Source organism: Mesorhizobium sp. 113-1-2, assembly GCF_016756475.1.
GTDB classification, from domain to species: Bacteria; Pseudomonadota; Alphaproteobacteria; order Rhizobiales; family Rhizobiaceae; genus Mesorhizobium; species Mesorhizobium loti_C.
In genome coordinates, this window is sequence record NZ_AP023242.1 from 6978598 (window position 1) to 7003841 (window position 25244).

General features: G+C 64.6%; 27 protein-coding genes and 1 pseudogene. 12 read left to right on the plus strand and 16 right to left on the minus strand.

Annotation, left to right across the window (positions count from 1 at the left end; genetic code table 11):
- Positions 1 to 2: 2 nt before the first annotated feature.
- Positions 3 to 497 (plus strand): prepilin peptidase, encoded by a 495-nt coding sequence (locus tag JN279_RS33675; protein WP_202351351.1) that lies wholly within the window; start codon positions 3 to 5, stop codon positions 495 to 497.
- Positions 497 to 949, plus strand: a complete 453-nt coding sequence (gene gspG / locus JN279_RS33680) for a type II secretion system major pseudopilin GspG (RefSeq protein ID WP_202351352.1) — start codon at positions 497 to 499, stop codon at positions 947 to 949. The genes JN279_RS33675 and gspG overlap by 1 nt, the downstream gene beginning before the upstream one ends.
- 21 nt (positions 950 to 970) lie before the next feature.
- Here gspG and JN279_RS33685 read toward each other — a convergent pair whose 3' ends face one another.
- From JN279_RS33685 to JN279_RS33735, 12 genes and pseudogenes are all read right to left on the minus strand, one after another.
- Positions 971 to 1627: a general secretion pathway protein GspJ gene (locus tag JN279_RS33685; RefSeq protein WP_244734265.1), complete on the minus strand. Its 657-nt coding sequence runs from the start codon at positions 1625 to 1627 to the stop codon at positions 971 to 973.
- A gap of 65 nt (positions 1628 to 1692) precedes the next feature.
- Positions 1693 to 2052: a PulJ/GspJ family protein gene (locus JN279_RS33690; RefSeq protein WP_202351353.1), complete on the minus strand. Its 360-nt coding sequence runs from the start codon at positions 2050 to 2052 to the stop codon at positions 1693 to 1695.
- Complete coding sequence (locus JN279_RS33695; protein WP_202351354.1) at positions 2049 to 2522, minus strand: GspH/FimT family pseudopilin; 474 nt, start codon at positions 2520 to 2522, stop codon at positions 2049 to 2051. The genes JN279_RS33690 and JN279_RS33695 overlap by 4 nt, the downstream gene beginning before the upstream one ends.
- Positions 2519 to 3736, minus strand: a complete 1218-nt coding sequence (locus tag JN279_RS33700) for a type II secretion system F family protein (protein ID WP_202351355.1) — start codon at positions 3734 to 3736, stop codon at positions 2519 to 2521. The genes JN279_RS33695 and JN279_RS33700 overlap by 4 nt, the downstream gene beginning before the upstream one ends.
- Positions 3736 to 5379, minus strand: a complete 1644-nt coding sequence (locus JN279_RS33705) for a GspE/PulE family protein (RefSeq protein WP_202351356.1) — start codon at positions 5377 to 5379, stop codon at positions 3736 to 3738. Before JN279_RS33705 ends, JN279_RS33700 begins: the two co-directional genes overlap by 1 nt.
- A complete protein-coding gene (locus JN279_RS33710) occupies positions 5376 to 6302 on the minus strand; it encodes a general secretion pathway protein GspK (RefSeq protein WP_202351357.1) in 927 nt (308 codons plus the stop codon). Before JN279_RS33710 ends, JN279_RS33705 begins: the two co-directional genes overlap by 4 nt.
- Positions 6299 to 6856: a hypothetical protein gene (locus JN279_RS33715; protein ID WP_202351358.1), complete on the minus strand. Its 558-nt coding sequence runs from the start codon at positions 6854 to 6856 to the stop codon at positions 6299 to 6301. The genes JN279_RS33710 and JN279_RS33715 overlap by 4 nt, the downstream gene beginning before the upstream one ends.
- The gene (gspM, locus tag JN279_RS33720; RefSeq protein ID WP_202351359.1) at positions 6853 to 7446 is read right to left on the minus strand and encodes a type II secretion system protein GspM; all 594 of its coding nucleotides are present in this window, start codon (positions 7444 to 7446) and stop codon (positions 6853 to 6855) included. The genes JN279_RS33715 and gspM overlap by 4 nt, the downstream gene beginning before the upstream one ends.
- Positions 7447 to 7448: 2 nt before the next feature.
- The gene (locus tag JN279_RS33725; RefSeq protein ID WP_096458681.1) at positions 7449 to 8498 is read right to left on the minus strand and encodes a PilN domain-containing protein; all 1050 of its coding nucleotides are present in this window, start codon (positions 8496 to 8498) and stop codon (positions 7449 to 7451) included.
- A gap of 248 nt (positions 8499 to 8746) precedes the next feature.
- Positions 8747 to 9685 carry a serine hydrolase domain-containing protein gene (locus JN279_RS33730; protein ID WP_274608617.1) on the minus strand — a complete coding sequence of 313 codons (939 nt, stop codon included), beginning with the start codon at positions 9683 to 9685 and terminating at the stop codon, positions 8747 to 8749.
- A gap of 49 nt (positions 9686 to 9734) precedes the next feature.
- Positions 9735 to 9875 (minus strand): annotated as a pseudogene (locus JN279_RS38765) (serine hydrolase domain-containing protein); the annotation flags it as partial.
- Between the two features lie 62 nt (positions 9876 to 9937).
- On the minus strand, positions 9938 to 10888 hold the full coding sequence (locus JN279_RS33735) for a LysR family transcriptional regulator (RefSeq protein WP_096454375.1): 951 nt from the start codon (positions 10886 to 10888) through the stop codon (positions 9938 to 9940).
- 91 nt (positions 10889 to 10979) lie between these two features.
- On the opposite strand from JN279_RS33735, the gene JN279_RS33740 reads away from it, so the two are divergent.
- The 9 genes from JN279_RS33740 to JN279_RS33780 are packed head-to-tail and all read left to right on the plus strand — an operon-like array spanning position 10980 to position 20224.
- Positions 10980 to 11843 (plus strand): dioxygenase family protein, encoded by an 864-nt coding sequence (locus JN279_RS33740; protein WP_096454373.1) that lies wholly within the window; start codon positions 10980 to 10982, stop codon positions 11841 to 11843.
- Positions 11840 to 12901, plus strand: a complete 1062-nt coding sequence (locus JN279_RS33745) for a maleylacetate reductase (protein WP_096454371.1) — start codon at positions 11840 to 11842, stop codon at positions 12899 to 12901. Before JN279_RS33740 ends, JN279_RS33745 begins: the two co-directional genes overlap by 4 nt.
- Before the next feature lie 23 nt (positions 12902 to 12924).
- Positions 12925 to 14199: an ABC transporter substrate-binding protein gene (locus tag JN279_RS33750; RefSeq protein WP_096454369.1), complete on the plus strand. Its 1275-nt coding sequence runs from the start codon at positions 12925 to 12927 to the stop codon at positions 14197 to 14199.
- A 2-nt stretch (positions 14200 to 14201) separates the two neighbouring features.
- A complete protein-coding gene (locus tag JN279_RS33755) occupies positions 14202 to 14921 on the plus strand; it encodes an ABC transporter ATP-binding protein (protein ID WP_096454367.1) in 720 nt (239 codons plus the stop codon).
- Positions 14921 to 15625, plus strand: a complete 705-nt coding sequence (locus JN279_RS33760) for an ABC transporter ATP-binding protein (protein ID WP_202351360.1) — start codon at positions 14921 to 14923, stop codon at positions 15623 to 15625. The genes JN279_RS33755 and JN279_RS33760 overlap by 1 nt, the downstream gene beginning before the upstream one ends.
- A gap of 1 nt (position 15626) precedes the next feature.
- Entirely contained in the window at positions 15627 to 16490 is an 864-nt protein-coding gene (locus tag JN279_RS33765; protein ID WP_202351361.1) for a branched-chain amino acid ABC transporter permease, read from the plus strand.
- 5 nt (positions 16491 to 16495) lie between these two features.
- Positions 16496 to 17584: a branched-chain amino acid ABC transporter permease gene (locus tag JN279_RS33770; protein WP_202351362.1), complete on the plus strand. Its 1089-nt coding sequence runs from the start codon at positions 16496 to 16498 to the stop codon at positions 17582 to 17584.
- On the plus strand, positions 17577 to 19331 hold the full coding sequence (locus JN279_RS33775; protein ID WP_202351363.1) for an FAD-dependent oxidoreductase: 1755 nt from the start codon (positions 17577 to 17579) through the stop codon (positions 19329 to 19331). The genes JN279_RS33770 and JN279_RS33775 overlap by 8 nt, the downstream gene beginning before the upstream one ends.
- 5 nt (positions 19332 to 19336) lie before the next feature.
- On the plus strand, positions 19337 to 20224 hold the full coding sequence (locus JN279_RS33780; RefSeq protein ID WP_202351364.1) for an intradiol ring-cleavage dioxygenase: 888 nt from the start codon (positions 19337 to 19339) through the stop codon (positions 20222 to 20224).
- Between the two features lie 19 nt (positions 20225 to 20243).
- Here the strand turns inward: JN279_RS33780 and JN279_RS33785 are convergent, their stop codons facing one another.
- Positions 20244 to 21284: a proline racemase family protein gene (locus tag JN279_RS33785; protein WP_202351365.1), complete on the minus strand. Its 1041-nt coding sequence runs from the start codon at positions 21282 to 21284 to the stop codon at positions 20244 to 20246.
- 107 nt (positions 21285 to 21391) lie between these two features.
- Between JN279_RS33785 and JN279_RS33790 the strand changes: the two genes are divergently transcribed.
- Positions 21392 to 22354, plus strand: a complete 963-nt coding sequence (locus JN279_RS33790) for a dihydrodipicolinate synthase family protein (RefSeq protein ID WP_202351366.1) — start codon at positions 21392 to 21394, stop codon at positions 22352 to 22354.
- A 72-nt stretch (positions 22355 to 22426) separates the two neighbouring features.
- Here JN279_RS33790 and pldH read toward each other — a convergent pair whose 3' ends face one another.
- From pldH to pldA, 3 genes are read right to left on the minus strand one after another with little or no spacing between them, the layout of a single operon-like run.
- Positions 22427 to 23173, minus strand: coding sequence for a pyridoxal 4-dehydrogenase, SDR-type (gene pldH / locus JN279_RS33795; protein WP_202351367.1), 747 nt, complete (start codon positions 23171 to 23173; stop codon positions 22427 to 22429).
- A gap of 37 nt (positions 23174 to 23210) precedes the next feature.
- Complete coding sequence (ppaT, locus tag JN279_RS33800; protein WP_096458678.1) at positions 23211 to 24389, minus strand: pyridoxamine--pyruvate transaminase; 1179 nt, start codon at positions 24387 to 24389, stop codon at positions 23211 to 23213.
- Between the two features lie 25 nt (positions 24390 to 24414).
- Positions 24415 to 25221 (minus strand): 4-pyridoxolactonase, encoded by an 807-nt coding sequence (pldA, locus tag JN279_RS33805; protein WP_202351368.1) that lies wholly within the window; start codon positions 25219 to 25221, stop codon positions 24415 to 24417.
- Positions 25222 to 25244: the final 23 nt, after the last annotated feature.

Consider the following 25244-nt stretch of genomic DNA (forward strand, 5'->3'; position numbering starts at 1 on the left):
CGATGGCTACGCATCCATCTCTCGTACTGGCTGCCACGATCGCCCTGGCGATTGTTCTCGCCGCCATTGCGGTCGCCGATTTCCGCCGGCAGATCATCCCGGACGCGCTCAACCTGGCGCTGGCCGGCATCGGCCTTTGCTATCAGTTGGCGGCGGACGCCAATGGTCTGCCGCTGCATCTGCTGTTTGCCGCCGCGACTTTCACTGCTGCCTGGCTGTTGCGGCGCGGCCATTTCCTGATGACCGGCCGGATCGGCCTCGGCCTCGGCGACGTCAAGATGCTGGCGGCCGCCGCGTGCTGGATCAGCCCGCTGCTGTTGCCGGTGCTGCTGTTCATCGCCAGCGCCAGCGCTCTTTTGTTCGTCGGCGGGCAGGTTGTCGCGACAGGGCCGGCGGCAGCGCGGGCTCGCGTCGCCTTCGGTCCGTTCATCGCCATCGGCCTCGGCTCAAGCTGGGCGCTGGAACAATTTGCAGGTCTAGACATGGGACTGCTCTGATGATGCGCTTTCTTCAACCCTCCGAAAGATCCCGCCGCGACCGCGATGATCGCGAAAGCGGCTTCACCCTGGTCGAGCTGCTGGTGGTGCTCGCCATCATCGCGCTGATCGCGACACTCGCGGCACCGCAGGTGCTGCGCTATCTCGGCGCGGCCAGGACCAATGCGGCCAAGGCGCAGATCCGCAACATCGAAAGCGCGCTCGAACTCTACTATGTCGACAACGCCAAATACCCGACCGATGAAGAGGGGCTTAACGCCCTGGTCGCGCAGCCTGCCGGCGAAACGCGCTGGAACGGCCCTTACCTCAAGGGAAACACCGGCCTGAAGGATCCATGGGGCAGGCCCTACACCTACGAAGTGAAGGCCGATGCCAGCGGCGTGGTCATTCGCAGCCTTGGCAAGGACGGCAAGCCCGACGGAACCGGCGAAGACCAGGACGTCAGCAACTGACGGTGGCCGGAGAGAGCGTGCTCAATTCGTGCGCGGCGCCGGGGTGCTGGCCAGATCGAGGCGGGCAAAACCTCGCGATGAATAGGCGACGCCATTGCGTACCACCGAGAGGGTGAAGCGCACGGCGGCCGGCAGCCGCCGCGGTGCATTCCAACCCGGCAGCCACGATGGCGGCGCCAGCGCGTTGTCGAGATATTCGAATTTCATCGCACTTACGCCGCCGATCAGCCGCACCGGTTCGCTCGACACCGATGCGCCGGGTTTGCTGCCGCGCCGCGTTTTCTGGACGATGGCCAGGGCTGCTCCCGACTGGCCACCGTCACCAAGCGAAATCACGATTTCGCGGAGTGCCGAGGATTTGAAGCCGATCGCCTGAACGGCATTGAACTCGATCCGGGCAGCATCGCCGCTGAGATAAAGCACCTGGTCCGGCGACGATTTGGACAATGGCAAGGCTTCGGCGTGGCTGATCGTCGTCTCGAGGAACCGCGACGCGGCATCGACCTCCATCTGGAACTCGGTCGCCTTTTCGATGCGCATCATCGTTCGCGCCTGGCCGAGAAAGACCATCATCAGCGATGTGATGACGCCGATCAGCGCCAGCCCCACCAGCACGTCGATGAGCGCGAAACCCGCCACCGATGCCGGGGGTTGCGGATGCGACTTGCCGCTCGACAAAGCAGCCCCCGCAAGACGGCGGCGAACAGCTCGGGCCTTCGCCTGAGCGCGGGAGGCCGGCCAGCTCATCGCGCAGCCGGGCCTTGCGCCGGCACGAAGGTCAGGAACGGGCCGCTTGGAAACGCCCCACCCGGCTTCTCGATGAGAACGGCGGTCACCTTCGCCTTCGCGACGTCGATCGTGCGGGTCTTCAGGGTCCAGCCGGGCTGCGCCGTGGTTTGCGCCCGGGCCTCGTAGTCGGCCAGCATCATGCGGACGGTTCTCGCCGCTTCGACCTGGCGTTTGGCCGCGGCAATGCTGCGGCTGGCCAGCACGATCGACTGGCTGGCGATGCCGAGCACGAGCGCCAGGATCGTCATGGCAACGATCATCTCCAGGATCGAGAATCCCTCTTCGGATGAGGATGGGGACGATGGCCCGGTCATGGCAGGGTTCGCCATGTCGAAAGCCCTGTCAGCCAGTTGACCGCGATGCGCGCGGTCCGCCCTTTTTGCTCCAGCGCTATGTCCATGCCGGAAGCGCTGCCGTCGGGAAGGAAGGTCAGCACTGTCTGCCGATCGGCGACGACAGTCTCCTGGCCGGTGATCACGGTCACTTTGACATCGTCCGGCAAGGCAAGACTGTCGCGTTCGCCGAAGCGGATGAGACGGCTGCCGAGATCGACAACGATCTGCCTCGGCCGGGCGGTGGCGATGGCCGATGTGCGCGACAGGCGCAACCGCATGGTGATCTCGCCGGCCACTGTCTCCAGGCTCTTGGTGCGATAGTGGCTGACCAGCCCCGGTGCGGCGATGGCGGCGACAAGCGCCATGATCGCCAGTACCACCAGCATTTCGACCAGGGTGAATCCCGCCGTTGCGTCCGTCTCTGTGTTGGCTCCAGGGGCGGCGGTCATTGCAGCGCCAGATCGTTGATGCTGAGGATCGTCGTCATCACCGAAATGACCAGGCTGCCGACGAGAAAGCCGAGCGAAATCGTCAGCGCCGGCGTCAACAGCTTCAGCACGGTGTCGATGCGCCGCGTCAGCGTCAGCTGCAGCATTTTCGCGGCGCGATCCAGCACCACGGGAAGCGCATTGGCCTCTTCGCCAAGCGAGACCAGCGACATTGTCGCGTGGTCAAAGATCCCCGCCTTGACGATCGCGCCGTGCAGGCGCGCGCCATTGGCGACGTTCTCTTCAATGGTGGCAAAGCTCGCGGCCAATGAACTCTGCCGGGAGACATTGGCGGCCAGGCCAAGCGCCTCGGTCATCGCCACGCCATTGCCGAGCAGCAGCGCAAGCGTTTCGAGATAGCGCGCGACCACGGCATCCCTGACCAGTGCGCCGATCAGCGGGATCTTCAACACCGAGTGCGAAAGCTGTCTCCTGGCGCCAGCGGAACGGGACATCAGAAGGTAACAAAGCAGGCCGAGAACCGCCGCCAGCGGGAAAACGAAGGGGTAATCGCGGAACACGATGCCGAAGGTGGAAAGCATGGTCATGGTGAACGGCTTGGGGGCGGATGACCCTTCGAAGATCGGCTCCAGCGCCGGCACCAGGACTGTTGCCAGGATGACCAGCGCGCCGCTCATGACCAGCAGCAGGAAGGCCGGATAGGCCAGCGCCTCGCCAATTGCCGCGCGGCGCTTGGCTGTTGCCTCGAACGTGTCCGCCAGCCGCTGGCAGATATAAGCCATCTTGCCGCTGCGCTCGCCGCTGGCAAGCAGCGCGGCAATATCCGGGGTGATGCCCGGCAGGGCGGCAAAGGCCTCGGCGATCGGCCGGCCGCCGGTCGTCAGATCGAGCACCGCTTGCAGCTGCTGGCGCCGCTGCCGGTTGGCTTCGCCGGAGATGACCGCGCCCAAGGCACGGTCGACCGTGAAGCCGGCATTCAGAAGCACCGAAAGTTCGGAAAACAAGCGGCTGAGGTCGACCCTGCGCGTCAGCGTCAGCGCGCTGCGCCCGGGCAGGCGAAGCTGCGGCCTTTCGCTGTTCACAGGGGCAAGATGGTAGGATCGGCGGCCCTGCTGCGCCAATTTGCGCGCGGCGTCCTGTTTGGTCGATGCATCGAGAACGCCGGCTTCCGTCGAGCCGTCGGCCAGATAGGCGCGATAGGCGAAGGCCGGCATCAGTCACCTCCCGCGAGATCGATGACCCGACGGACTTCGTCCATCGTGGTCACCTGCGATCGCGCAAGGGCGGTTGCGTGGGCCGACATCGGCACGAGGTCGTCCTCGGCTGCAATGCGGCCGATCTCCATTTCGCCGGCACCCTGGTCGATAAGCTCGGCAATGCGTGGCGACACTTGCAGCATTTCATAGGTCACCGTGCGGCCGCTGTAACCGGAGCCGTTGCAGGTGCGGCAGGCCGGGCCGGTCTGCTCGGCGCCGTGGCAAGTCGGGCAGATACGGCGCAACAGCCGCTGCGCAATGACGCCGCGGATCGTGGCGCCGAGCAGATAGCCATCGATGCCCATGTCGCGCAGGCGCGTCAGCGCGCCTGCGGCACTGTTGGTGTGCAACGTCGAGAAGACGAGATGGCCGGTCAAGGCCGCCTGGACCGCGACCTGAGCCGTCTCGCGGTCGCGGATTTCACCGAGCAGGATGATGTCGGGGTCCTGCCGCAGGATCGAGCGCAAGGCGGCCGCGAAGTCGAGGTCGATCGCCGGATTGACCTGCAGCTGGGTGATGCCGGCCATGCGGTATTCGACCGGATCCTCGACGGTGAAAATCTTGACATCCGGCCGCGAGCGTTCGGCCAGGATCGAATAGAGCGTCGTCGTCTTGCCGCTGCCGGTCGGTCCGGTGATCAGCACGATGCCGTTGGCCGATTGCGACATGGTGCGTATCTTCGCTTGCGCGGCGCTGTCGAAACCGAGTTTCTCCAGTTTCAGCTCAACGCCGGCACGATCGAGAATGCGCAGCACGATGGCCTCGCCGTGAATGGACGGAATGACCGAGACGCGCAGGTCGACATCCCTGCCGCGCACGGCAATGCGCATGCGCCCGTCCTGCGGCAGGCGGCGTTCGGCAATGTTGAGCCGCGACAGGATCTTGATGCGGGTGGAGATGCCGGACAGCATGGCGATCGACGCGGTGTCGACGGTGGACAGCATGCCGTCATGCCTGAAGCGGATTCGGACATGGTCCTCGAGCGGCTCGATGTGGATGTCGGTGGCTCTTGCATCGACCGCCTTGTGGATGGTTTCGGCGACGAAGCGCACGATCGGCGCTTCACGGGCGAAATCCTTCAAGCGCTCGAGGTCGTCAGGACCGAAATCCAAGGTTTCGCCGCTGCCGCCGCCATTCGAAACGGCAGCCATGGCCGATTGCTCGATGCGATCGATGTGTTCGGCGATCATGCGTCTTGGCAAGATGCGCAGCGCCAGTGTCCGCTCATAGTGGAAGGCCAGTGCGTCGATGGTGGCCGACGAGAAAGGATCGGCCACCGCGACGACCAGCTGCTCGGCGTCCATCTGCAGCGGCAGGATGGCGTTTTCCCTGAGATAGGCCAGCGGCACGCCTGCCAGCATTTCCGGGCTGACCTGTTCGGGAATCTCGACCGGCGTCGGCGCTTGGAGATAGCGGCTGAGGCTGTTGGCTAGGTCTTGCTCGCCGATCAGCCCGAGTTCGGTCATCACCGTATCGAACGGGTGTCCCGATGTCCGCGATGCCCCCAAAGCGCGTTGGGCGGCATGCGCGGTCAGCACCTTCTCACCTTCGAGAAATGCAAGAAACGCCTCTATCCCCTTCGACTGCGCGGAGGCGTTCATGAGCTCCACCCCCGCAGAATCCGCGCCGCCTCAGTGCCGAAAAGCGCTTCGCAGTCGGCGGTGCCGGCGAGCGGCGGCAACACGCCGGCTTCGATGGCCGGGCTTCGGGCGACGCGCGAGAATGACGCACCTGCCGGAGATTTTTCGATGATGAACCCGGCCTCGCCCGTAATCCCGGAACTGTCCCGCCTCACCACCACATCGACCGTGTAGGCCGATGGTTCGGCCGACGCTTGAACGACCGTAGCGTCGGAGCCACTGGCAAGGGCCGCACGAAGACGGCCTGGCGCGTGATCGGCGCTGATCGTGCCACGCTTCGAGTTGACCGTGAAAACACCATCCAGGGTCTGCAGTTGTATCGACGACAGTGCCGAAAACTCCTGCAGTTCGGACACGGATTCAAACGGCGCCTGCTTGTCTTCGGCTGGCCCGACGACGCCTCTGGGCTGCGGCAGGCCGGCGAACAACTTGGCGCTGTCGCGAAACCGGATCGCCGCCTTGGCCAGGTCATCCGATGTCTGCTGCTCGAAGCCGAGCGCGGCGAAGCCAAGCGCCAGCAGACGGTCATCCGCGGCATTGAGGTCGATCAGTCCGCCGTGATCCTGGACGCGCACGGCGAAACTGAGTGCCCCCGACTGGCATGCTGTCGGTGTGGAATCCAGCGGAAACTTTTCCGCGCCTGAGCCGCCGGTCAATGCGCTCGCAACCACATTGCCGAGGCCTTCGGCAAGCAGCGACAGGCGCTCCTGCTCGACCTCGTTGTTGGCGATCATCAGCCGCGTTTTGGCCATCACGGCAAAGGGGACGACGATTGCCGAGACGATCAGCATGAACACCAGCACGGCAACCAGCGAAAAGCCGGCGCCGGCACTGTCGTCTGCTGCGCTTTCATTGGCGCTGTCATGGGCGGCGCGATCTCTCATAGTTCCGGGGCATTCGGAGTTGGTGGGCCACTCTTCCAGGGCGGATAAAGCGGGATGCGTGCCACCTTGCCATCCCGCTCCAGCACGGCCTGATCCTTGTCGATCGCCGACACCGTCCAGCCGTCGACGGTCTCGCCATTGCCATACCAGACCGCGGCCCCGCTGCCGGCGACGCGCAGCAGCGCCTTTGCCGCTCCGCCCTGAATGCTGATGCCCAGAAGCGATGGTGCGACGGCCGGCGGGGCTTCGGGTGGCGGCGGCGCCGGTGCTGGCGCGACCGGGGCAACGGCAACCTCCACCGGCGGTGGCGGCGCGACCGGCGGCGGCACGAATTTCCGGCGTGTCGGCGTGAACAGCGGACGCTGAAACGTCTCGCTGAGATCGCCGGCTTCGGGAAATTGCAGCGATCCCGCCACCGAGGTCGGGCCGCCATCATGGCCCTTGCCGGAGGCGACCGGTGTGATGTCGACAGGTGTGTCGTAAAGCGCGACATTGACCAAAGCGAGGGCCGCGATCACAGTCGCAATCGCCAGGCCTGCGAATTTCCCGGTCATGGTTTGACCCCGGCGGGCGCCATCTGCGTTTGCAGCGGCCCGTAAAACAGGATCTCGGCAAAAAGCTCGGGGTCGCCGGTTCGCCCCGCCGCGGGCCTGACATCGGTGGTGCGCAAGGTGGCCTCGCGAATGAACAGCACCGGCAGCGACGTCTCGATGGCGAGGATGGCGTTATGGATGCCTTCCAGCGGCCCGGACAAATTGGCCCGCAGCCCGATGAAATCGACGCCGGCCTCGCTCAGCACCGGTGCATTGCCGGCGGACAGCACGCTCACCCCATTGGCGGCGGCAATCGCGTTCAGGCGGGTTTGCAGCCCGCCGCGGATAATCGCTTCGCTGCCGCCGGTGAGAAATTCGGGATTGGCCGCGGCTTGCGGACTGGCGGCGCTATCGAGGCGCTTTGCCAGTGCCGCCACGCTCTGCAGTTGACCGAGCAGCTCGCGCTTTTCCTCGATCCCGGCCTGTGCGGAGGCAACGCTGTCGAACGCCGCGAACACCACCCAGGCAAGCATACAGGCCGTGACCACGGCAATCGCCAGCGCAATCAGGCGGCGGATCGTCGGTCTGGTGTTGAGGATGGCGGAGAGCATCGTCAAAGCGCTCCGATCTTTGCCGAAATGGTGAAGTGCTCACCGTCCTGGCCGGGAACCTTGACCACCGGCGAAGCAAATTCAGGCGCCGAAAATAGCGGCGAGGCGTCGATCGGCTGGATCAGTTCGGCGGCCGAAGTGGAAAAACCGGAAATGGTCAGGTCGTCGCCCTTGGCCGAGAGATCGGTCAACCATGCCGTGTCGGGCAGCAGATGCGTCAGCTCGGCCCAGACGCGCACCAGCGATGCCGTCGTCTTCTTTTCCTGACGGATCTTCTCGATCCGCTCTATGCCGGCCTGGCGCTTCTGCAGCGAGGTTCGCGCCGCCTTGGCCAGCACCTGCGCATCGGCGATCTGCATGTCCAGTTCGGCCTCGGCCTGCCAGGCGCGCCAATGCGCATGCGCGAAGGTCACCAGCACGGCCCCGGCCAGCACCGAAATGGCCGTGATCCATGCAGTCCTGGCGCGCCGGTCACGCGCCGTCGGCGGCCAGATGGCGGCAAGGCTGAGCGGATCGGCGTGCAGCGTGCCGGCCGGCCGCGGCAGCGACAGGCAGCGGACCGAGCCACCCGCCCGGCGGACCGCGTCCAGCACGGCGGCAAGCGTCTTGGCCTTGACGACATGGTAGGCGCTGTCCTGTTCCGCAGCCGTGGCGAAGATGACATGCACCTGCGCCGGGTCGATCGGCGTCGCAGCCAGAAGGTCGAGTTCGGCCATGTCGCGTGCCTGCCGAAGCGGCAGCCGGCGAGCCGCCAGTTGCCGGGTCAGGACCAGGCCGGGCTGGACCCTGATATCGAAGCTCGGCCGCCTGCGCCGAGCGCCACCCTGGAGCAATGCCAGGATCTCATCCGAGGAAGCAGTCAGCGCCAAGGGGATCGACTGAAACTCCGGCGCATTGGCCTCCCGCACGCGAATGCCGTCATCCGCCAGGCTGACGATCCAGTCGGCGGTGGAGGCTTGTTCTTTCCTGGCAACAACCCGCGTCCGGACCCCTCGCAGCTCATCGAGCCACCAGTCGAAAAAATCCAGAAATTGCGCGTTGAGTGTCGCCACAATCAACCACCCGCCGCCCCGGCTGATTCTCGGCCGAGGTATTCAAGGCGAGACTACTACAGATGGTGTGGCGATGCGGATATTTGCGGGGGTGTGGGAGAGGGATTAGCCACAGCTTTTGTTGGGAGTGCCAAGAGATTGCGGGAGCTATACGTCTCGAACGACCCGAAGGCGGCAAGCCGACGGCGCGGACCAGGGTCAGTTTTCGTTCCGGCATGCAGCAACCCGGCTGACCTTGCGCCATTCAGTCAGAGCGAGTCGTAAACGGCGTCGATCAACAGTTTGCGGCGTGGGTCCAAATCGTCAAAGCCCAGCATGCGGTTGGTGACATAGCCGAACCCGACGCCGGCACCGGGATCGGCAAAGCCGATGGCGCCGCCCCAGCCGGTGTGGCCGAAGGTTTGCGGCGACGCACGGCCGGCATAGACCGGATCCTCCATCTGATAGCCGGCGGCGAAGGCCGTTGGAACCGCGAAGCTGTCATCCATGCCGCGAATGCGCAGGTGCGTTGCTTCCTCGATCGCCGCGCGGCCGATCAGAGCTTTGCCCTCCCAGACCCCGCCTGCTGCCATCATGCCGTAGATACGTGCCAGGGCATGCGCCGTCGACTGGCCATTGCCGCCCGGCACCTCGGCGGCGCGCCAGACGCGGTCGTTGGGGGCCAATGCACGCGGCGCCGGATTGTCGCTTGCGTGGGGAAATGGCGAAGCGCGAACGAACTCGACCCAGTCCGAAGTCCTGGGACCCTCGATCATCTCGGCGACCCTGGAATCCTCGCGGTCCGGCAGACCGACATGAAAGTCGGCTCCGAGCGGGCCTGCGATCTCTTCCGCGATGAAGCGGCCGATGCTTCGCCCGTCGACGCAGCGCAGCACTTCGCCGGCAAGGTGGCCATAGGTCAGGGCGTGATAGATGCAGCGGCTGCCAGGCTCCCATAGCGGCGACATGGCCGCAAGCGCGTCGACAAACGGCGTCCACGCGAACATTCCCGCTTCGTCCATCGGCACGGCAAGACCATTCAGCCCGGCCTGGTGCGACATCACCTGATCGAGCGTGATGCGCTCCTTGCCGCTGGCCGCGAATTCCGGCCAGTAGCGGGCAATGGGTGCGGCATAATCCAGCCTGCCGCGCTCCACCAACATTGCGATCGCCAGCGCCACGACGCCTTTGGTGGAAGGACCAGACATTGATCAGCGTGTCCTGCCGCCAAGGGCGGGTGCGCGCGGCATCCGCGTGGCCTCCCCACAGATCGACGACAGTCTTGCCGTGGACGACGGCGGATACGCCACCGCCATGTTCCAGCCCTTGGGCAAAACATTCGGCGAATGCCTCGCCAACGGCGGCAAAGCGTGGATCACAGATACCATTTATGTTCATGCGCGAATTCTATGTCAGGCTGGGCTCGCTGAATCAAACAGCCTGCGCAGCATGAATGCAGTTCACATGCCCCAGACTACCGCCTGCTCATGGCGCTTGATCAGGTGCTTGAGGTTGTCGAAGCTCTGGCGGATGTGTTTGGCGAAGGCATCGACGGCCGGTGCGCGCGGGGTGTCGGCGCGCCGAAGCAGGCCGAGCGCCCGCTCGGGATGCGGAATGGCAACGGGAAGCGCCGTGATCGACTTGTCCTTGCGAAAGGCAAAGACCACGCTGTGCGGCAGCACGGTCAGCGCATCAGTCTCCTTCATGTAGTTGACGGCGCTGGTCAGCGATCCGCCGGAATAGCGGATCTTTATCTCGGTGGCGCCGAGCGACAACAGCAGGCTGCGCAGATCTTCCAGCAGCGGGCTGCCCGGCGGCGGCGCGATCCAGGGATAATCGAGCAGGTCGCCGGTCTTGAGCTTGCGCCGCAGCAGCAATGGATGCGTGGCGCGACAGGCGACGACATTGCGGCCGGGCAGGATCTCGCGGAACTCCATCCCTGACCCTTCCTCCAGTATGTCGATCGGACAAACGGCAAGGTCGATGCGGTCGGCGTTGATGGCGGCGCGCAGGTCCGTGAGATAGCCATAGCTCTGGTCGACGCGCACATCGGGATAGGCGTTCTGGAAATCGGCGATCATGCCGGAGATCAGCGCATCCATGAAAAACGGCGTGCCGCCGACCCGCACCACGCCGGAACGGCCCTGGCTGAAATTGGCGACGATGTCGGAGGCCTTGAGCGAGGCCGTCAGCATCACCTGGCCATGATCGGCAAGCGCCTTGCCGAGTGGCGTCGGCTGCAACGGCCGGCGGCCTTTCAGAAACAATGGTTCGCCCAGCCGCTTTTCCAGCATCGACAAAGTACGCGACACGGCCGGCTGCGACAGGCCGATAAGCGCGGCGCCTTCGGTGACGCCGCCCGCCTGCACCACCGCTGCCAGCTGAATCAAATGCCTCTCATCGAGCTTCATAACGATATGGTATATTAAATCTGGCAGAAATCATCATCTTCGTCTTTGGCCCGCGTTAATGTTCCCCGGTGAGATGAAACCGGGGAGGAGCATGTCACAGACCGGTATCCCACCATTCAGCGAGGCCAACTCGGCCGAGATGGTCGCCCAGCGCCTGCTCAAGGCGAAGGCCGGGCCGCTGCCGCGTTTTCTCGCTGTTGTCGTCGACCACCTCCATCAGATCGTCAGGGAAACCCGACCGACCGCGGCGGACTGGCGCCAGGCCATCGCCTTCCTCACCGAAATCGGCCATGCCAGCGACGACAAAAGGCAGGAATGGGTGCTGCTGTCGGACCTGCTCGGCGTCACCGCGCTGGTCGAGGACATCAACTCCCGCCGCCCGAACGGCGCGACGCCCAACACCGGGCGCGGTCCCTTCTATCGCCCCGATGCGCCAAGGCTGCCGCACGGCGCCGACATTTCGCTCGATCGCGCCGGCGCGCCGCTCATCGTGTCGGGGCGGGTGACCGATCTCGACGGCATGCCGATAGCGGGAGCAATGGTCGAAACCTGGCAAGCCAACGCGCAAGGTTTCTACGAGAACCAGCAGCCCGACCTGCAGCCGGAATATAATCTGCGCGGCGTCTTCATCACCGACAGAGACGGCCGCTTCCACTACCGCACCGTCAAGCCCGACGGCTACGGCGTGCCGGACGATGGACCTGTCGGACAGATGCTCGGCCGCCTGAACTATCCTCTCAGCCGGCCTGCACATATCCACTTCCTCATACGCGCCGACAATTTCGAGACTCTGACCACGCAAGTGTTCGATCGTGCCGACCCGCGCCTCGACCAGGACGCGCTGTTCGGCGTCAGGCCGGAACTGGTCGGTGACTTCAAGCGCTCTAGCACTGGCGACGGCTGGTCGCTCGACTACAGCTTCGTCATGGCGATGGCGCGCAAGGGGGCGGCATGACAAGAACGTTCACCTATTCCGGCAGCCCGGCAAACATCGTCTTCGGCAATGGCGCCGCCTCGCAGGTCGGCAGCTGGATCGAAAAGCTCGGCTGCAAACGCGCGCTGGTGCTGTCGACGCCGCATCAAGCGGGCGATGGCGAGGCGCTGGCGAAGCGGCTTGGATCGCTGGCCGCCGGGACCTTTTCGGGCGCTGCCATGCACACGCCCGTCGAGGTGACCGAAGCCGCCATGCGCAAGGCAGCCGAGGTCAGGGCCGACTGCGTCGTCGCGCTTGGCGGCGGCTCGACCACCGGTCTCGGCAAGGCGATCGCGTATCGCACCGACCTGCCGCAGATCGTCATCCCGACCACCTATGCCGGCTCGGAAGTGACGCCGATCCTCGGCCAGACCGAGCATGGCGAAAAGACCACGGTACGCGATGCGAAAATCCTGCCGGAAGTGGTGATCTATGATCCCGAACTGACCATCGGCCTGCCGGTCGCGATGAGCGTCACCTCTGGTCTCAATGCCATGGCGCACGCGGCGGAAGCGCTTTACGCCCAGGACCGCAATCCGATCTCGACGCTGATGGCGAGCGAGGGACTGCGTGCCCTGAAGGCGGCTCTCCCCGTTCTGGTGAGAGAACCCAGGAATCTCGATGCCCGTGGCGACGCACTCTACGGCGCCTGGCTGTGCGGCACGGTGCTCGGCACAGTCGGCATGGCGCTGCATCACAAGATCTGCCACACGCTGGGCGGCTCCTTCGACATGCCGCATGCCGAGACCCATGCGGTGATGCTGCCGCACACGATCGGCTTCAACGCCGTCGCCGTGCCCGAACTGCTCAAGCCGGTCGCCGATCTCTTTGGCGGCAGTGCCGGCGGCGGTCTCCACGCTTTTGCCGGGTCCGTCGACGCACCGCTGACGCTGAAGGAGCTTGGCCTCAAGCAGGCCGACCTCGACCGCGCCGCCGAGATCGCGACGAAGAACCCGTACTGGAACCCGCGGCCTTTCGACCGCGCCGCAATCCGCGCCCTGTTGCAGGACGCGTGGGAGGGAAGACGTCCGCAGGACTGACGGCAACACAGGGAGGAACAACAGTGATTACCAGACGCGAATTCATCCGGAATACGGCCGCCACCGGCCTGCTTGCCGGCGGCCTGCCCATGCCGGCGATCGCGCAGAGCGCGCCGATCAAGCTTGGCTATGTCAGCCCGCAATCCGGCCCGCTCGCCGCCTTCGCCGAGGCCGACAAATTCATCATCGACGGTTTTATGGCCGCCACCAAGGCCGCCGGCCTCAACTACGAGGTCGTGGTCAAGGACAGCCAGTCCAATCCCAACCGCGCGGCGGAAGTCGCCAAGGAATTGATCGTCAACGACAAGGTCAATCTGATGCTTGTCGCCTCGACGCCAGAGACCACCAATCCGGTCGCCACCACCTGCGAGGCCGAGGAAGTGCCGTGCCTGTCGACCGTGGCGCCCTGGCAGCCCTGGTTCATCGGCCAGCAAGGCAATCCCAGCGATCCCGCTTCGTGGAAGCCGTTCAACTACGCCTATCATTTCTTCTGGGGGCTGGAAGACGTCATAGCCGTCTTCACCAACATGTGGGCGCAGGTCGAGACCAACAAGAAGGTGGGCGGGCTCTTCCCCAATGATGGTGACGGCAATGCCTGGGGCGATGGCACGGTCGGCTTTCCGCCGGTGCTGGCCAAGGGCGGCTACGGGCTGACCGATACCGGCCGCTACCAGAACCTGACCGACGATTTTTCCGCGCAGATCAACGCCTTCAAGGGCGCGTCGTGCGAAATCATCACCGGCGTGATGATCCCGCCCGATTTCACCACTTTCTGGAACCAGGCCAAGCAGCAGGGTTTTGCGCCGAAGGTGGCCTCGATCGGCAAGGCGCTGCTGTTCCCGCAATCGGTCGAGGCGCTCGGCAAGTCCGGCCACAACCTGTCGTCGGAAGTCTGGTGGACACCCAACCACCCGTTCAAATCGTCGCTGACCGGAGAAAGCTCGGCGCAGGTGGCTGATGGCTTCACCAAGGCCACCGGCCGGCAGTGGACGCAGCCGATCGGCTTTGTCCACGCGCTGTTTGAGATCGCGGTGGATGTGATGAAGCGGGCGGGTGAAGCCGGCGACGGCGACAAGGTGGCGGCGGCGATTGCCGCAACCAAGCTCGACACGCTGGTCGGGCCGATCGCCTGGGACGGTGCCAAACTGCCGCCCTTTGCCGCCAAGAATATCGCCAAGACGCCGCTGGTCGGCGGCCAGTGGCGGCTGAAGGACGGCGGCGGCTATGACCTCGTCATCACCGACAACAAGACCGCGCCGAACATTCCGACCGGCGGCAAGATGGAAGCCATCGGCTAGCCATGGCCATCCTCGCCCTCTCCAATGTGTCGAAACGCTTCGGCGCACTGACGGTCGCCGACGCGGTTTCGTTCGAACTTGGCGAGGGCGAGGCGCTGGGCATCATCGGCCCGAACGGCGCCGGCAAGTCGACGCTGTTCAACCTGATCACCGGCAACATATCGGCCGATGCCGGTACCATCGTCTTCGACGGCCGCGAGGTGACACGACTGCCGCCGATGCAACGTTGCCTTGCCGGCGTCGGCCGCTCTTTCCAGATCCCGCAACCCTTCGAGAAACTGACCGTGTTCGAGAACCTGCTGGTCGCCGGTGCCTTCGGGGCAGGCAAGACTGAAGCCGAGGTCGGTGAGCGTTGCGCCGAGATCCTGGTCGAGACAGGACTGATCGACCGCGCCAATCATCCAGCGGGGACCTTGAGCCTATTGCAGCGCAAGCGGCTGGAACTTGCCCGCGCGCTTGCGACCGAGCCGCGGCTGCTGTTGCTGGACGAAATCGCCGGCGGCCTGACCGAAGGCGAATGCGGCATGCTGGTCGACACCATCCGCACCATCCACAAAGGTGGCATGTCGATCATCTGGATCGAGCATGTGCTGCACGCGCTGAACTCGGTGGTCGAACGGCTGCTGGTGCTCAATTTCGGCAGGGTTATCGGCATGGGCGCGCCCGATGCCGTGATGGCGTCGCGCGAGGTCCGCGAAATCTATCTCGGGATCGAAGTCTGATGGCGCTGCTCGAGACCAGGAACCTCACCGCGCGCTATGGCGACTTCCAGGCACTGTTCGGCGTCGACATCGCGCTGAACCAGGGCGAGACCATAGCCATCATCGGCGCCAACGGCGCCGGCAAGACGACGCTGATGCGCTCGATATCAGGCATATTGGCCAACCAGCCCGATGCGGTGCTGTTCGACGGTGAGAAGATCGGCGCCCTGCCCGCTCCCGACATCGTCGCGCACGGCATTGCCATGGTGCCCGAAGGGCGAAAACTGTTTGCCTCGCTCAGCGTCGAGGAGAACCTTCTCATTGGCCGCTATGGCCGCGCGGTCGAAGGACATTGGAGTCTCGACACCGTCTACGCGCTATTCCCGATCCTGAGGGAGAGACGTGGCAATCCGGGCACGGCGCTGTCCGGCGGCCAGCAGCAGATGGTGGCGATCGGTCGCGCGCTGATGTCCAACCCGCGCGTGCTGCTGTGCGACGAGATCAGCCTTGGCCTGGCGCCGGTCGTCATCAAGGATATCTACGCCGCCTTCCCCCGCATCCGCGCCGCCGGCGCCTCGATCGTCATGGTCGAACAGGACATCGGCCAGGCGCTGATGGTCGCCGACCGCGTCTACTGCATGATGGAGGGTCGCATCACGCTCTCCGGTGCGCCGTCGGATCTGACGCGCGAAAAGATCCACGCTGCGTATTTCGGGGTGGCCTGACATGGCGTGGCTCGACACCATCATCCAGGGCATTCTGCTTGGCGGCCTCTACGCATTGTTCGCGGCGGGCCTCAGCCTGGTCTTCGGCATCATGCGGCTGGTCAATCTGGCGCATGGCGACTTGATCGTGCTCGCCGCCTTCCTGATCCTGATGCTGGTCTCGGCCCTTGGCCTCAATCCCTTCGTCGCCGCCCTGGTGGCAATGCCGCTGATGTTCGCGATCGGCTGGGCACTGCAATTCTTCTTGCTCAACCGCACGCTCGGCACCGACATATTGCCGCCGTTGCTCGTTACCTTCGGCCTGTCGATCGTCATCCAGAATGGCCTGCTCGAAGGTTTTACCGCCGACAGCCGACGCATTTCGGTTGGCGGACTGGAATCGGCGTCGCTGGCAATAGGCCCGATCAATGTCGGCGTCATGCCGCTGTTGACCCTGGCTTCGGCCATCGCGGTGATTGTCGGGCTGAACCAGCTGTTCTACCGCACGTCGCTCGGTCGCGCCTTCCGCGCCACCTCCGACGATCCGGTCACAGCCGGGCTGATGGGCATCCGGCCAAAGCGGATTTTCGCCACCGCCACCGGCATCGCCATGGTGGTGGTGACGATCGCCGCGCTTTATCTCGGCACGCGCGCCAATTTCGATCCGACCATCGGCCCGGCGCGGCTGATCTACGCTTTCGAGGCGGTGATCATCGGCGGTCTCGGCTCGCTGTGGGGGACGCTCGCCGGCGGCATCGTCATCGGCATCGCCCAAACCTTTGGCGCCGCGATTAATCCGGAATGGCAGATCCTCGCCGGGCATCTTGCTTTCCTGGCGGTGCTGCTGGTCAGGCCGCGCGGGCTGTTCCCGCGCGCAGTGGATTGAGCGCCATGACCGATACCTCCATCGCCCGTTGGAAAGTCGAAACACGCACCACGGCGTCCGCGACATTCGCCATCGTCGCCGCGCTCATCATCCTGCTCAGTTTCGCCGCGCCGCTCTTCGCTTCGCGCAGCGTGCTGCAGGACCTGTTCTTCATCCTCACCATGCTGGTGCTGGCGCAGAACTGGAACTTGCTCGCAGGCTATGCCGGGCTGGTCTCGGTCGGCCAACAGGCCTTTGTCGGCTTCGGCGCCTACGCCATGTTTGCTCTGGTGATCCTCGCCGGGCTCGACCCGCTGGCCGCGATCCTGCTCGCCGGCATTGCCAGCGCCTTGCTTGCCGTCCCGACCGCCTTCTTCCTGTTTCGCTTGCAGGGCGCCTATTTCGCCATCGGCAGCTGGGTGATCGCCGAAGTCGTGCGGCTGGCGCTGGCGCAATGGAAGATGCTGGGCGGCGGCACCGGCACCTCTTTGCCGCGCGAGGCGACCCGCGACATGCCGGCGCTAAAACTGGTCGGTGAACTGTTCGGCGTCAAATCGTCCGAAGCCGGCGATATCCTCACCTACTGGCTGGCGCTGCTGCTCGCCATCGCCACGATCGGCCTCGTCTACCGCCTGCTGCGCTCGAAGCAGGGGCTGGGGCTTGCCGCCGTGCGCGACAATCAGGAAGCGGCGCGATCGGTCGGCGTCGACGCGCGCCGCATGAAGACGCTGGTCTATCTGGCGGCGGCCTTCGGCACCGGTCTTTGCGGTGCGCTGATCTATGTGCAGAAGGCCCGAATCTCACCGGACGCCGCCTTCTCCGTCGTCGATTGGACCGCCTATGTCATCTTCATCGTCGTCATCGGCGGCATCGGCACCATCGAGGGGCCGATCGTCGGCGTCATCGTCTTCTATCTTCTGCAAAACCTGCTGGCCGATTACGGCTCCTGGTATCTCTTGATCCTCGGACTGATCGGCATCGTCATCATGCTGTTTGCGCCGCGCGGCCTGTGGGGCCTGTTCGCCGAGCGCACCGGCATCCAGCTTTTTCCCGTTCGCCGCCGATTGACCGGCGGACCTGGACCATTAGCCAAAAAGGGAGGGCCGCATGGCTGACATTTCCACCGACGTGCTGACCATCGGCACCGGGCCTGCGGGCTCGGCGACGGCAGCGCTGCTTTCGACCTATGGCGTCGAGAACATGGTCATCAACCGCTACCGCTGGCTGGCCTCGACGCCTCGCGCGCACATCACCAACCAGCGCACCATGGAGGTGCTGCGCGACCTCGGCAGGGATGTCGAGGCGGAAGCCTATATGCATGCCACTGAACAGGATCTGATGGGCGAGAACGTGTTCTGCACGTCGCTGGCCGGCGAGGAGATCGGCCGCATGCGCAGTTGGGGCAAGCATCCGCTCAGCCGTGCCGAGCATCTCTTGTCCTCCCCCTCTCACATGAACGATTTGCCGCAGACCTTCATGGAGCCGCTGCTGTTCAAGACAGCCTGTTCGCGCGGCACGCAAGCGCGGATGTCGACCGAATACCTTTCCCATGTCCAGGATGCCGACGGCGTCACCACGACCTGCCGAGACCGGCTGACCGGCAAGGACATCACCATCCGCTCGAAATATCTGGTTGGCGCCGATGGCGGCAATTCGCTGGTCGCCGAACATGCCGGTCTGCCCTTCGAAGGCAAGATGGGCGTAGGCGGCTCGATGAACATCCTGTTCAAGGCTGACCTTTCGAAATACGTCGCCCACCGGCCGTCAGTGCTCTATTGGGTGGTGCAGCCGGGCGCCGATGTCGGTGGCATTGGCATGGGCCTGGTGCGCATGATCCGGCCGTGGAACGAGTGGCTGATCGTCTGGGGCTACGACATCAACCAGCCGGCACCGAAGGTCGACGAGGCCTTCGCGAGAAAAGTGGCGCGTGATCTGGTCGGCGATCCCGAGCTCGAAATCGAGATCCAGTCCGTATCGACCTGGACCGTCAACAACATGTACGCCACTGAGACCTCCAAGGGCCGCGTGTTCTGCATGGGCGATGCCATCCACCGCCACCCGCCATCGAATGGGCTAGGCTCCAACACCTCAATCCAGGACGGCTTCAATCTCGCCTGGAAGCTTGCCCATGTCGTCAAGGGCAAGGCCGGTCCAAAACTGCTCGACAGCTATTCACAGGAGCGCGCGCCGGTCGCCAGGCAGATCGTCACCCGCGCCAACAAATCGATCGAGGAATTCGGCCCGATCTTCAAGGCGCTTGGACTGCTCGATTCCATCGACCCGGTGAAGATGCAGTCCAATATGGACGCGCGCTGCGACGACACACCGGCGGCCGAAGCGCAACGCGCCAAGATACGCGAAACCATCGCTTCAAAAGTCTATGAATTCGACGCCCATGGCGTCGAGATGAACCAGCGCTACAGGTCGAATGCCATCGTCACCGACGGCCAGCAGGAGCCGGCTTTCGACAGAGACGCCGAATTGCACCACCAGCCGACCTCCTGGCCGGGCGCGCGTCTGCCGCATGTCTGGGTGCATTCGGATCGAGGCGACAAGGTCTCGACGCTCGATCTGACCGGGCACGGCAAATTCACCGTGCTGACCGGCATTGGCGGCCAAGGCTGGCTCGACGCGGCCAAGGCAGTCGGCAAGGAATTGGGCATCGACATTACGGGGCATCTCATCGGCCCGCGCCAGTCTTGGCAGGACTTTTCCGGCGACTGGGCGCGCGCCCGCGAGATCCGCGACAGCGGCGTGCTTTTGGTGCGGCCCGACCAGCATGTAGCCTGGCGCAAGGACGCCATCAGCAGCGATCCGACGGCGGATCTGCGCCGCGCCCTGACATCAATTCTGGACAGGTGAGCGATATGGAAGCGCACGAAAAGGGCTTCTTCACCGAGGCGAATTCGGTCGAGGTCGTCACCGGCCGCAACAAGAACGCGAGGAGCGAACGGCTGAAGGCGGTGATGGAGGTCATCACGCGGAAATTGCATGAGGCGGTCAAGGAGATCGAGCCGACGCAGGAGGAATGGTTCGAGGCGATCCTGTTCCTGACCAAAACAGGCCAGCTCTCCACCGAATGGCGGCAGGAGTTTATCCTGTTGTCGGATGTGCTCGGCGTTTCGATGCTGGTCGACGCCATCAACAACCGCAAACCCTCGGGCGCTTCGGAATCGACGGTGCTCGGGCCATTCCATCTCGCCGACGCACCGGAACTGCCGATGGGCGCCAACATCTGCCTCGACCAGAAGGGCGAGGACATGTTCATCCATGGCCGCATCCTCGACACCGAAGGCAGACCGATCGCAGATGCCGTGCTCGACGTCTGGCAGGCCAATGACGAAGGGTTCTACGACGTGCAGCAGAAGGGCATCCAGCCCGACTTCAATCTGCGCGGTGTCTTCCGCACCGGTGCCGACGGCCGCTATTGGTTCCGCGCGGTGAAGCCGAAATTCTACCCGATCCCTGACGACGGCACGGTCGGCAAGCTGTTGCACGCGCTTGGCCGCCATCCCTACCGGCCGGCGCATCTGCATTACATTCTCAAGGCCGATGGTTTCGAGACGCTGACCACCCACATTTTCGATCCGGACGATCCCTACATCAATTCGGATGCCGTGTTCGGGGTGAAGGAGAGCCTGCTGGCAGAGTTCAGACGCATCGACGATCCGTCGCGCGCCAGGGATTATGCGTTCGACAATCCCTTCTGGGACGTCGAACACGATTTCATCCTGGCGCGGCCCCGGCCCGCTTGAGTCCCAGGCGCGACGAGTCCTACTGCTTCACCGAAGTGGAGGTGCCCCAGGTATCCGACAGCACGTAGCCCTGGGGATAGGGATCGGTCGGATCGAGATAGTAGCTGTGCTCGCCGGTGATCCAGGCCCGGCCGGTGATCTCCGGAACGATCGCCTTGCGCCCTGCGACTTCCGTCAGTTCCACGATCCTGCCCGTGAAGCGCGAGCCGATGATCGATTCATGGATCAGCACGTCGCCGACGCCCATCAAGCCCCGGGCTTGCAGCACGGCCATGCGGGCCGACGTGCCGGTTCCAGTCGGGCTGCGGTCCGAGCGGCCCGGCGAGACGATGCAGGTGTTGCGCGTGACCTTGCCCGGCCCCTGGAACGGCATGGCGAATTGCACGATCGACACGCCGCGCACATGCTCGAACTCCGGATGGACGACATCGAGCTGTTCGCGCGCGGCCCGCCTGACCTTTTCGCCGGCCACCGCCAACTCACGCGCCTCGTCGGGAGCGACCGAGAAGCCGAGCGCCTTGGCGTCGACGATGGCATAGAACATGCCGCCATAAGCGATGTCGACGATGAGCGTGCCAAGGCCCTCGACCTCGATGGCAGCGTCGAGACGTTCGGCAAAGGCGGGCGCGTTGCGGAAGGTGATCGAGACGCATTTGCCATCACGGCATTGCGCGCGCACCTCGATGACGCCGCCCGGCATGTCGAGCTTGAAGCGAGTCTCGGGCTCCTGCATCGGCACCATGCCGGTTTCGAGCAGCACCGTGGCGATGCATATGGTGTTGGAACCGGACATCGGCGGATATTCCGTCGGCTCCATGATGATGGCGCCGGCGGCGCAATCCTCGCGCGTCGATGGGACGAGGAGGTTGACGTGGCGCGCGACGCTGCCGCGCGGCTCGCAGATCAGCATGCGCCTGATATGGTCATGATCGCGTTCCATCGTGATCATCTTGTCCATCATCGTGCGGCCCGCCGGCGGTAGCACGCCGCCGATGATGACGTCACCGACCTCACCTTCGGCATGGCAGCCGACGACATGAATGCTGGTTTTGCTGCGCATTGTTGTTCCTGCGTTGATCCCTGTCGGCCACGACTATTTTGCTTGGCAAGCCATGCCGCTCGGGACAAACTGATCAATCCGCGTGCCAGCCTCAAGGAGAATCCGAAATGACCCCTAATGTTTTTTCCGGCTGCATGCCGGCGTTGATGACCCCGTGCACGCAGGACCGCCAGCCCGACTTCGATGCGCTGGTGCGCAAGGGACGCGAGCTGATCGCGGCCGGCATGTCGGCCGTGGTCTATTGCGGCTCGATGGGCGACTGGCCGCTCTTGACCGACGAGCAGCGCATGGAAGGCGTCGAGCGCCTGGTGAAGGCCGGCGTGCCGGTGATCGTGGGAACCGGCGCGGTCAACACCGCCAAGGCGGTGGCGCACGCGGCGCACGCCCAGAAGGTCGGCGCACGGGGCCTGATGGTGATCCCGCGCGTTCTGTCGCGCGGGCCTTCGGTGACGGCGCAGCGCAACCATTTCAAGGCGATCCTCGCCGCCGCACCCGACCTGCCCGCGGTCATCTACAACAGCCCCTATTACGGCTTTGCCACGCGCGCGGACCTGTTCTTCGCGCTGCGCGCCGAACACCCGAACCTGGTCGGCTTCAAGGAGTTCGGCGGCCCGTCGGATCTGCGCTACGCGGCGGAAAACATCACCAGCCGCGACGATGAGGTGGCGCTGATGATCGGCGTCGACACCGCCGTCTTCCACGGCTTCGTCAATTGCGGCGCGTCCGGCGCCATCACCGGCATCGGCAACGTCCTGCCGAAGGAGGTGCTGCACCTTGTGGGCTTGAGCCAGGCCGCGGCCAAGGGCGACGTCGAGGCCCGCCAGCGCGCGCTGGAACTGGACGCCGCGCTCGCCGTGCTGTCCTCCTTCGACGAGGGCCCCGACCTGGTGCTCTATTTCAAGCACATGATGGTGCTGAAGGGCGCTCCTGAATACAAGCTGCACTTCAACGAGACGGATGCCCTGACCGACAGCCAGCGCGGCTATGCCGAGGCGCAACTCAAGCTGTTCGACAGCTGGTATGCCCAGTGGTCGAGGCAACCCGGCGTGATTGCCAGATACGCAGCCTGACCCGGCAAGTGCGACGGCGGCCATGGTACGGCCGCCGGTTGCATTGCGGGGGCTGAGCAGTCGCTATCCGACTTAGTGCCTGACCATGCCGGCGTCGACGTTCAGCGTCTGGCCGGTGATCCACCGCGCATCGTCGGAGGCCAGGAACGAAACCACATCGGCGATATGCTCCGGCTGGCCCTTGCCCTTCATCGCCTGCAGCATTTCGACAAAGCCGAACGCCTCGTTGTGCGGGCTTGCCTTGACGCCGTCGCTCTCGATCAGGCCGGGCGTTACCGCATTGGCGGTGATGTTGTATTTGCCGAGTTCCGTGGCCAGCGCCCGGGTGAAGCCGATGACGCCGCCCTTGGCCGCGACATAGGCCGCCATGTTCGGTGTGCCGGCGAAAAAGGTGTTGGAGGCGATGCTGATCACCCGCCCGGCCTTGCCTGCCGCACGCATCTGGTCGGTGCCGGCGCGGGTGACGATGAAGGTGCCGGTCAGATTGACGTCGATGATCTTGCGCCAATGGTCGAGATCGACGTCGTCCCAGGCGACGAACGGCACGATGCTGGCATTGTTGACCAGAATGTCGACGCCACCGGTCAGGGTCTGGATTTCGGCGAAGAGCGCCTTGACCGAGGCCGGATCGGAAATGTCGGCGGCGATAGCCCTCGCCTTTCCGCCGATCGCCGCGGCCGCCGCCTTGGCGCCTTCGGCATTGATGTCGCTGACGATGACGGTCGCACCGTCGGCGGCAAGCCGCGCGGCGATTGCCTTGCCGATACCCTGTGCGGCGCCTGTAACCAGGGCCGTTCTTCCCGCAAGCCGTTCAGTCATGAAAATACTCCCTCAATCCGGGATCTGGTATGTCGGTTCAGGCGTCGGCGTCGATAACGGCCAGCGCCGCCTCGATGCCTTTGCCGATTGCAAGTTTCTGCCCGGTTGCGTTCAGGGCGCCGCCAAGTGCCGTGAGTGCGGCGATCGCATAGATCGGCTGGGCGGTTGGGCCCATATGGCCGATGCGCGTCAGCTTCCCCAATGTCTCACCGCGGCCCGACGAAAACACCACGCCGTAGCGGGCGCGCGCGGCCTGGCGAAGCGCCTTCTCGTCGACACCTTCGGGGGTGCGGACGGCGGTGGTGGTCGGCGACGCGATGCTGTCGCTGGCGGCCCAGATCGCCAGGCCCATCGCGGTGACGCCCGCGCGCATGGCCCTGGCGGTGAGCGCGTGGCGCGCCCACACCGCCTCCGGCCCCTCATTGAGATAGAGGTCGAGCGCGACGTCGAGCCCGTTGATTTCCGAGACCGATGGCGTGAACGGAAACGGTCTGTCCCTCGACCAGGCATTTTCCCAGTCGACGATGCTGAGCATCGACGCGCGCGGCGCCAGGGGATTGGCCTTCATCTTGGCCCAGGCCCGCTCGCTGACACCCATCATGGTGAGGCCGGGAGGCGCGCCCAGGCATTTGTTGGGGCCGGTGACATAGATGTCGGCCTTACAATCCTGCGGATGCGTCTTCATGCCGCCAAAGGACGAGACCGCGTCGACGATCAGATAGCCGCCATGCGCCGAAACCAGCGCGCCGATGGCGTCGATCGGATTGATGGTGCCCGACGGCGTGTCGTGGTGACAGACCGAAACAACGGTGATTTCCGGATGCGCCTTGAGCATGTCGGCGACCGCCTGCGGATCGATCGCCTCATTGTAGGGCACTTCGACCTCGAGCAGATGCGGCGAGTACCGTTTTGCCCAATAGCCAAAGCCCTTGCCGTAGACACCCGAGGCAAGGTTGAGCACGACGTCGTCCGGCGCGATCAGCGACGCCGCCGCCGCTTCGAGGCCGAGCACCGGCTCACCATGCAAGATGACCGGCTTGTTCGACAGCCGCATCGCCTTCTGCGCCTTGTCGACCACACCCTCGTAGAAGAGCTGGAAGGCCGGATCGTAGTCGTAGAGCACGGTGCGGCCGAGGCCGCGCAGCACGTCTGGATAGGCGTTCACCGGGCCCGCGGTCAGGGTGATGACCGGATCGGCGTGTTCGGGATAGCGCATCATCTTGTCTCCGGATTGGCGGCGGTCAGCCGTAGAATTGCGTGCCGGTCCTGTAGGTCTTGAAGTTGTCCATGTCGTGCGAGTACATCAGCTCGGCACCGTGGTCCTCGGCCAGCTTCTTCACCTTGCGCATCGAATTGACGCCCGCCACCGGGTCGATGTGGAAAGCCGCCTGGCACAGCGTTTCAAGGCTCTTCTGGGTGTAGGCGGCGTCGATGGTGAACATGATCGGCTTGCGCTTGGGGAACTCGACCAGCAGGCTGTAGTGGCCGATCGAATGGCCCGGCGTCGAGATCAGCTTGACGCCCTTGGCGAGATCGATGTCGCCGTCGACGCCTTCGAAGGTCGAGTTGGCGCGCGTCGTACCTTCCAGCAGCTGCGCGGTCGCGCCACGCGCTTCGGCAGCCTCCGCCGAGAAGCTCAGGTCGGAATAGCCGAGATGTTCGAAAGGCTGCGGATTGCAGGCCTGCGGCACCTCGGTCCGGTGGCAGATCTTCTTGGCATGCGGAAAATACTTGTTGCCGCCGCAATGGTCGAAATGGAAATGCGAATTGACGACGACGTCGATATCCCTGGGCTCGAGGCCGAGCAGGCCAAGCGCGCCGGGGATGGTCTGGTGCTTTTCCTGGATCGGCTTTTCGAAGGGAAGCACCTTCATGACGTGATCGTAGTCGTAACCGGTGTCGATCAGGAACCGGCCCTCGCTAAGCTCGATCAGGATCGAATAGACGGGGAAGCGCACTTCGCCGCCCGGGCCGCGATTCCAGAACACGTGGTAGCCGTCGAGAACGAGCGAGCCGCCGTCGAGCAGGTAGACTTTGGTATCCGACATTCTTGCCTCCTGTTTTGGCGCGG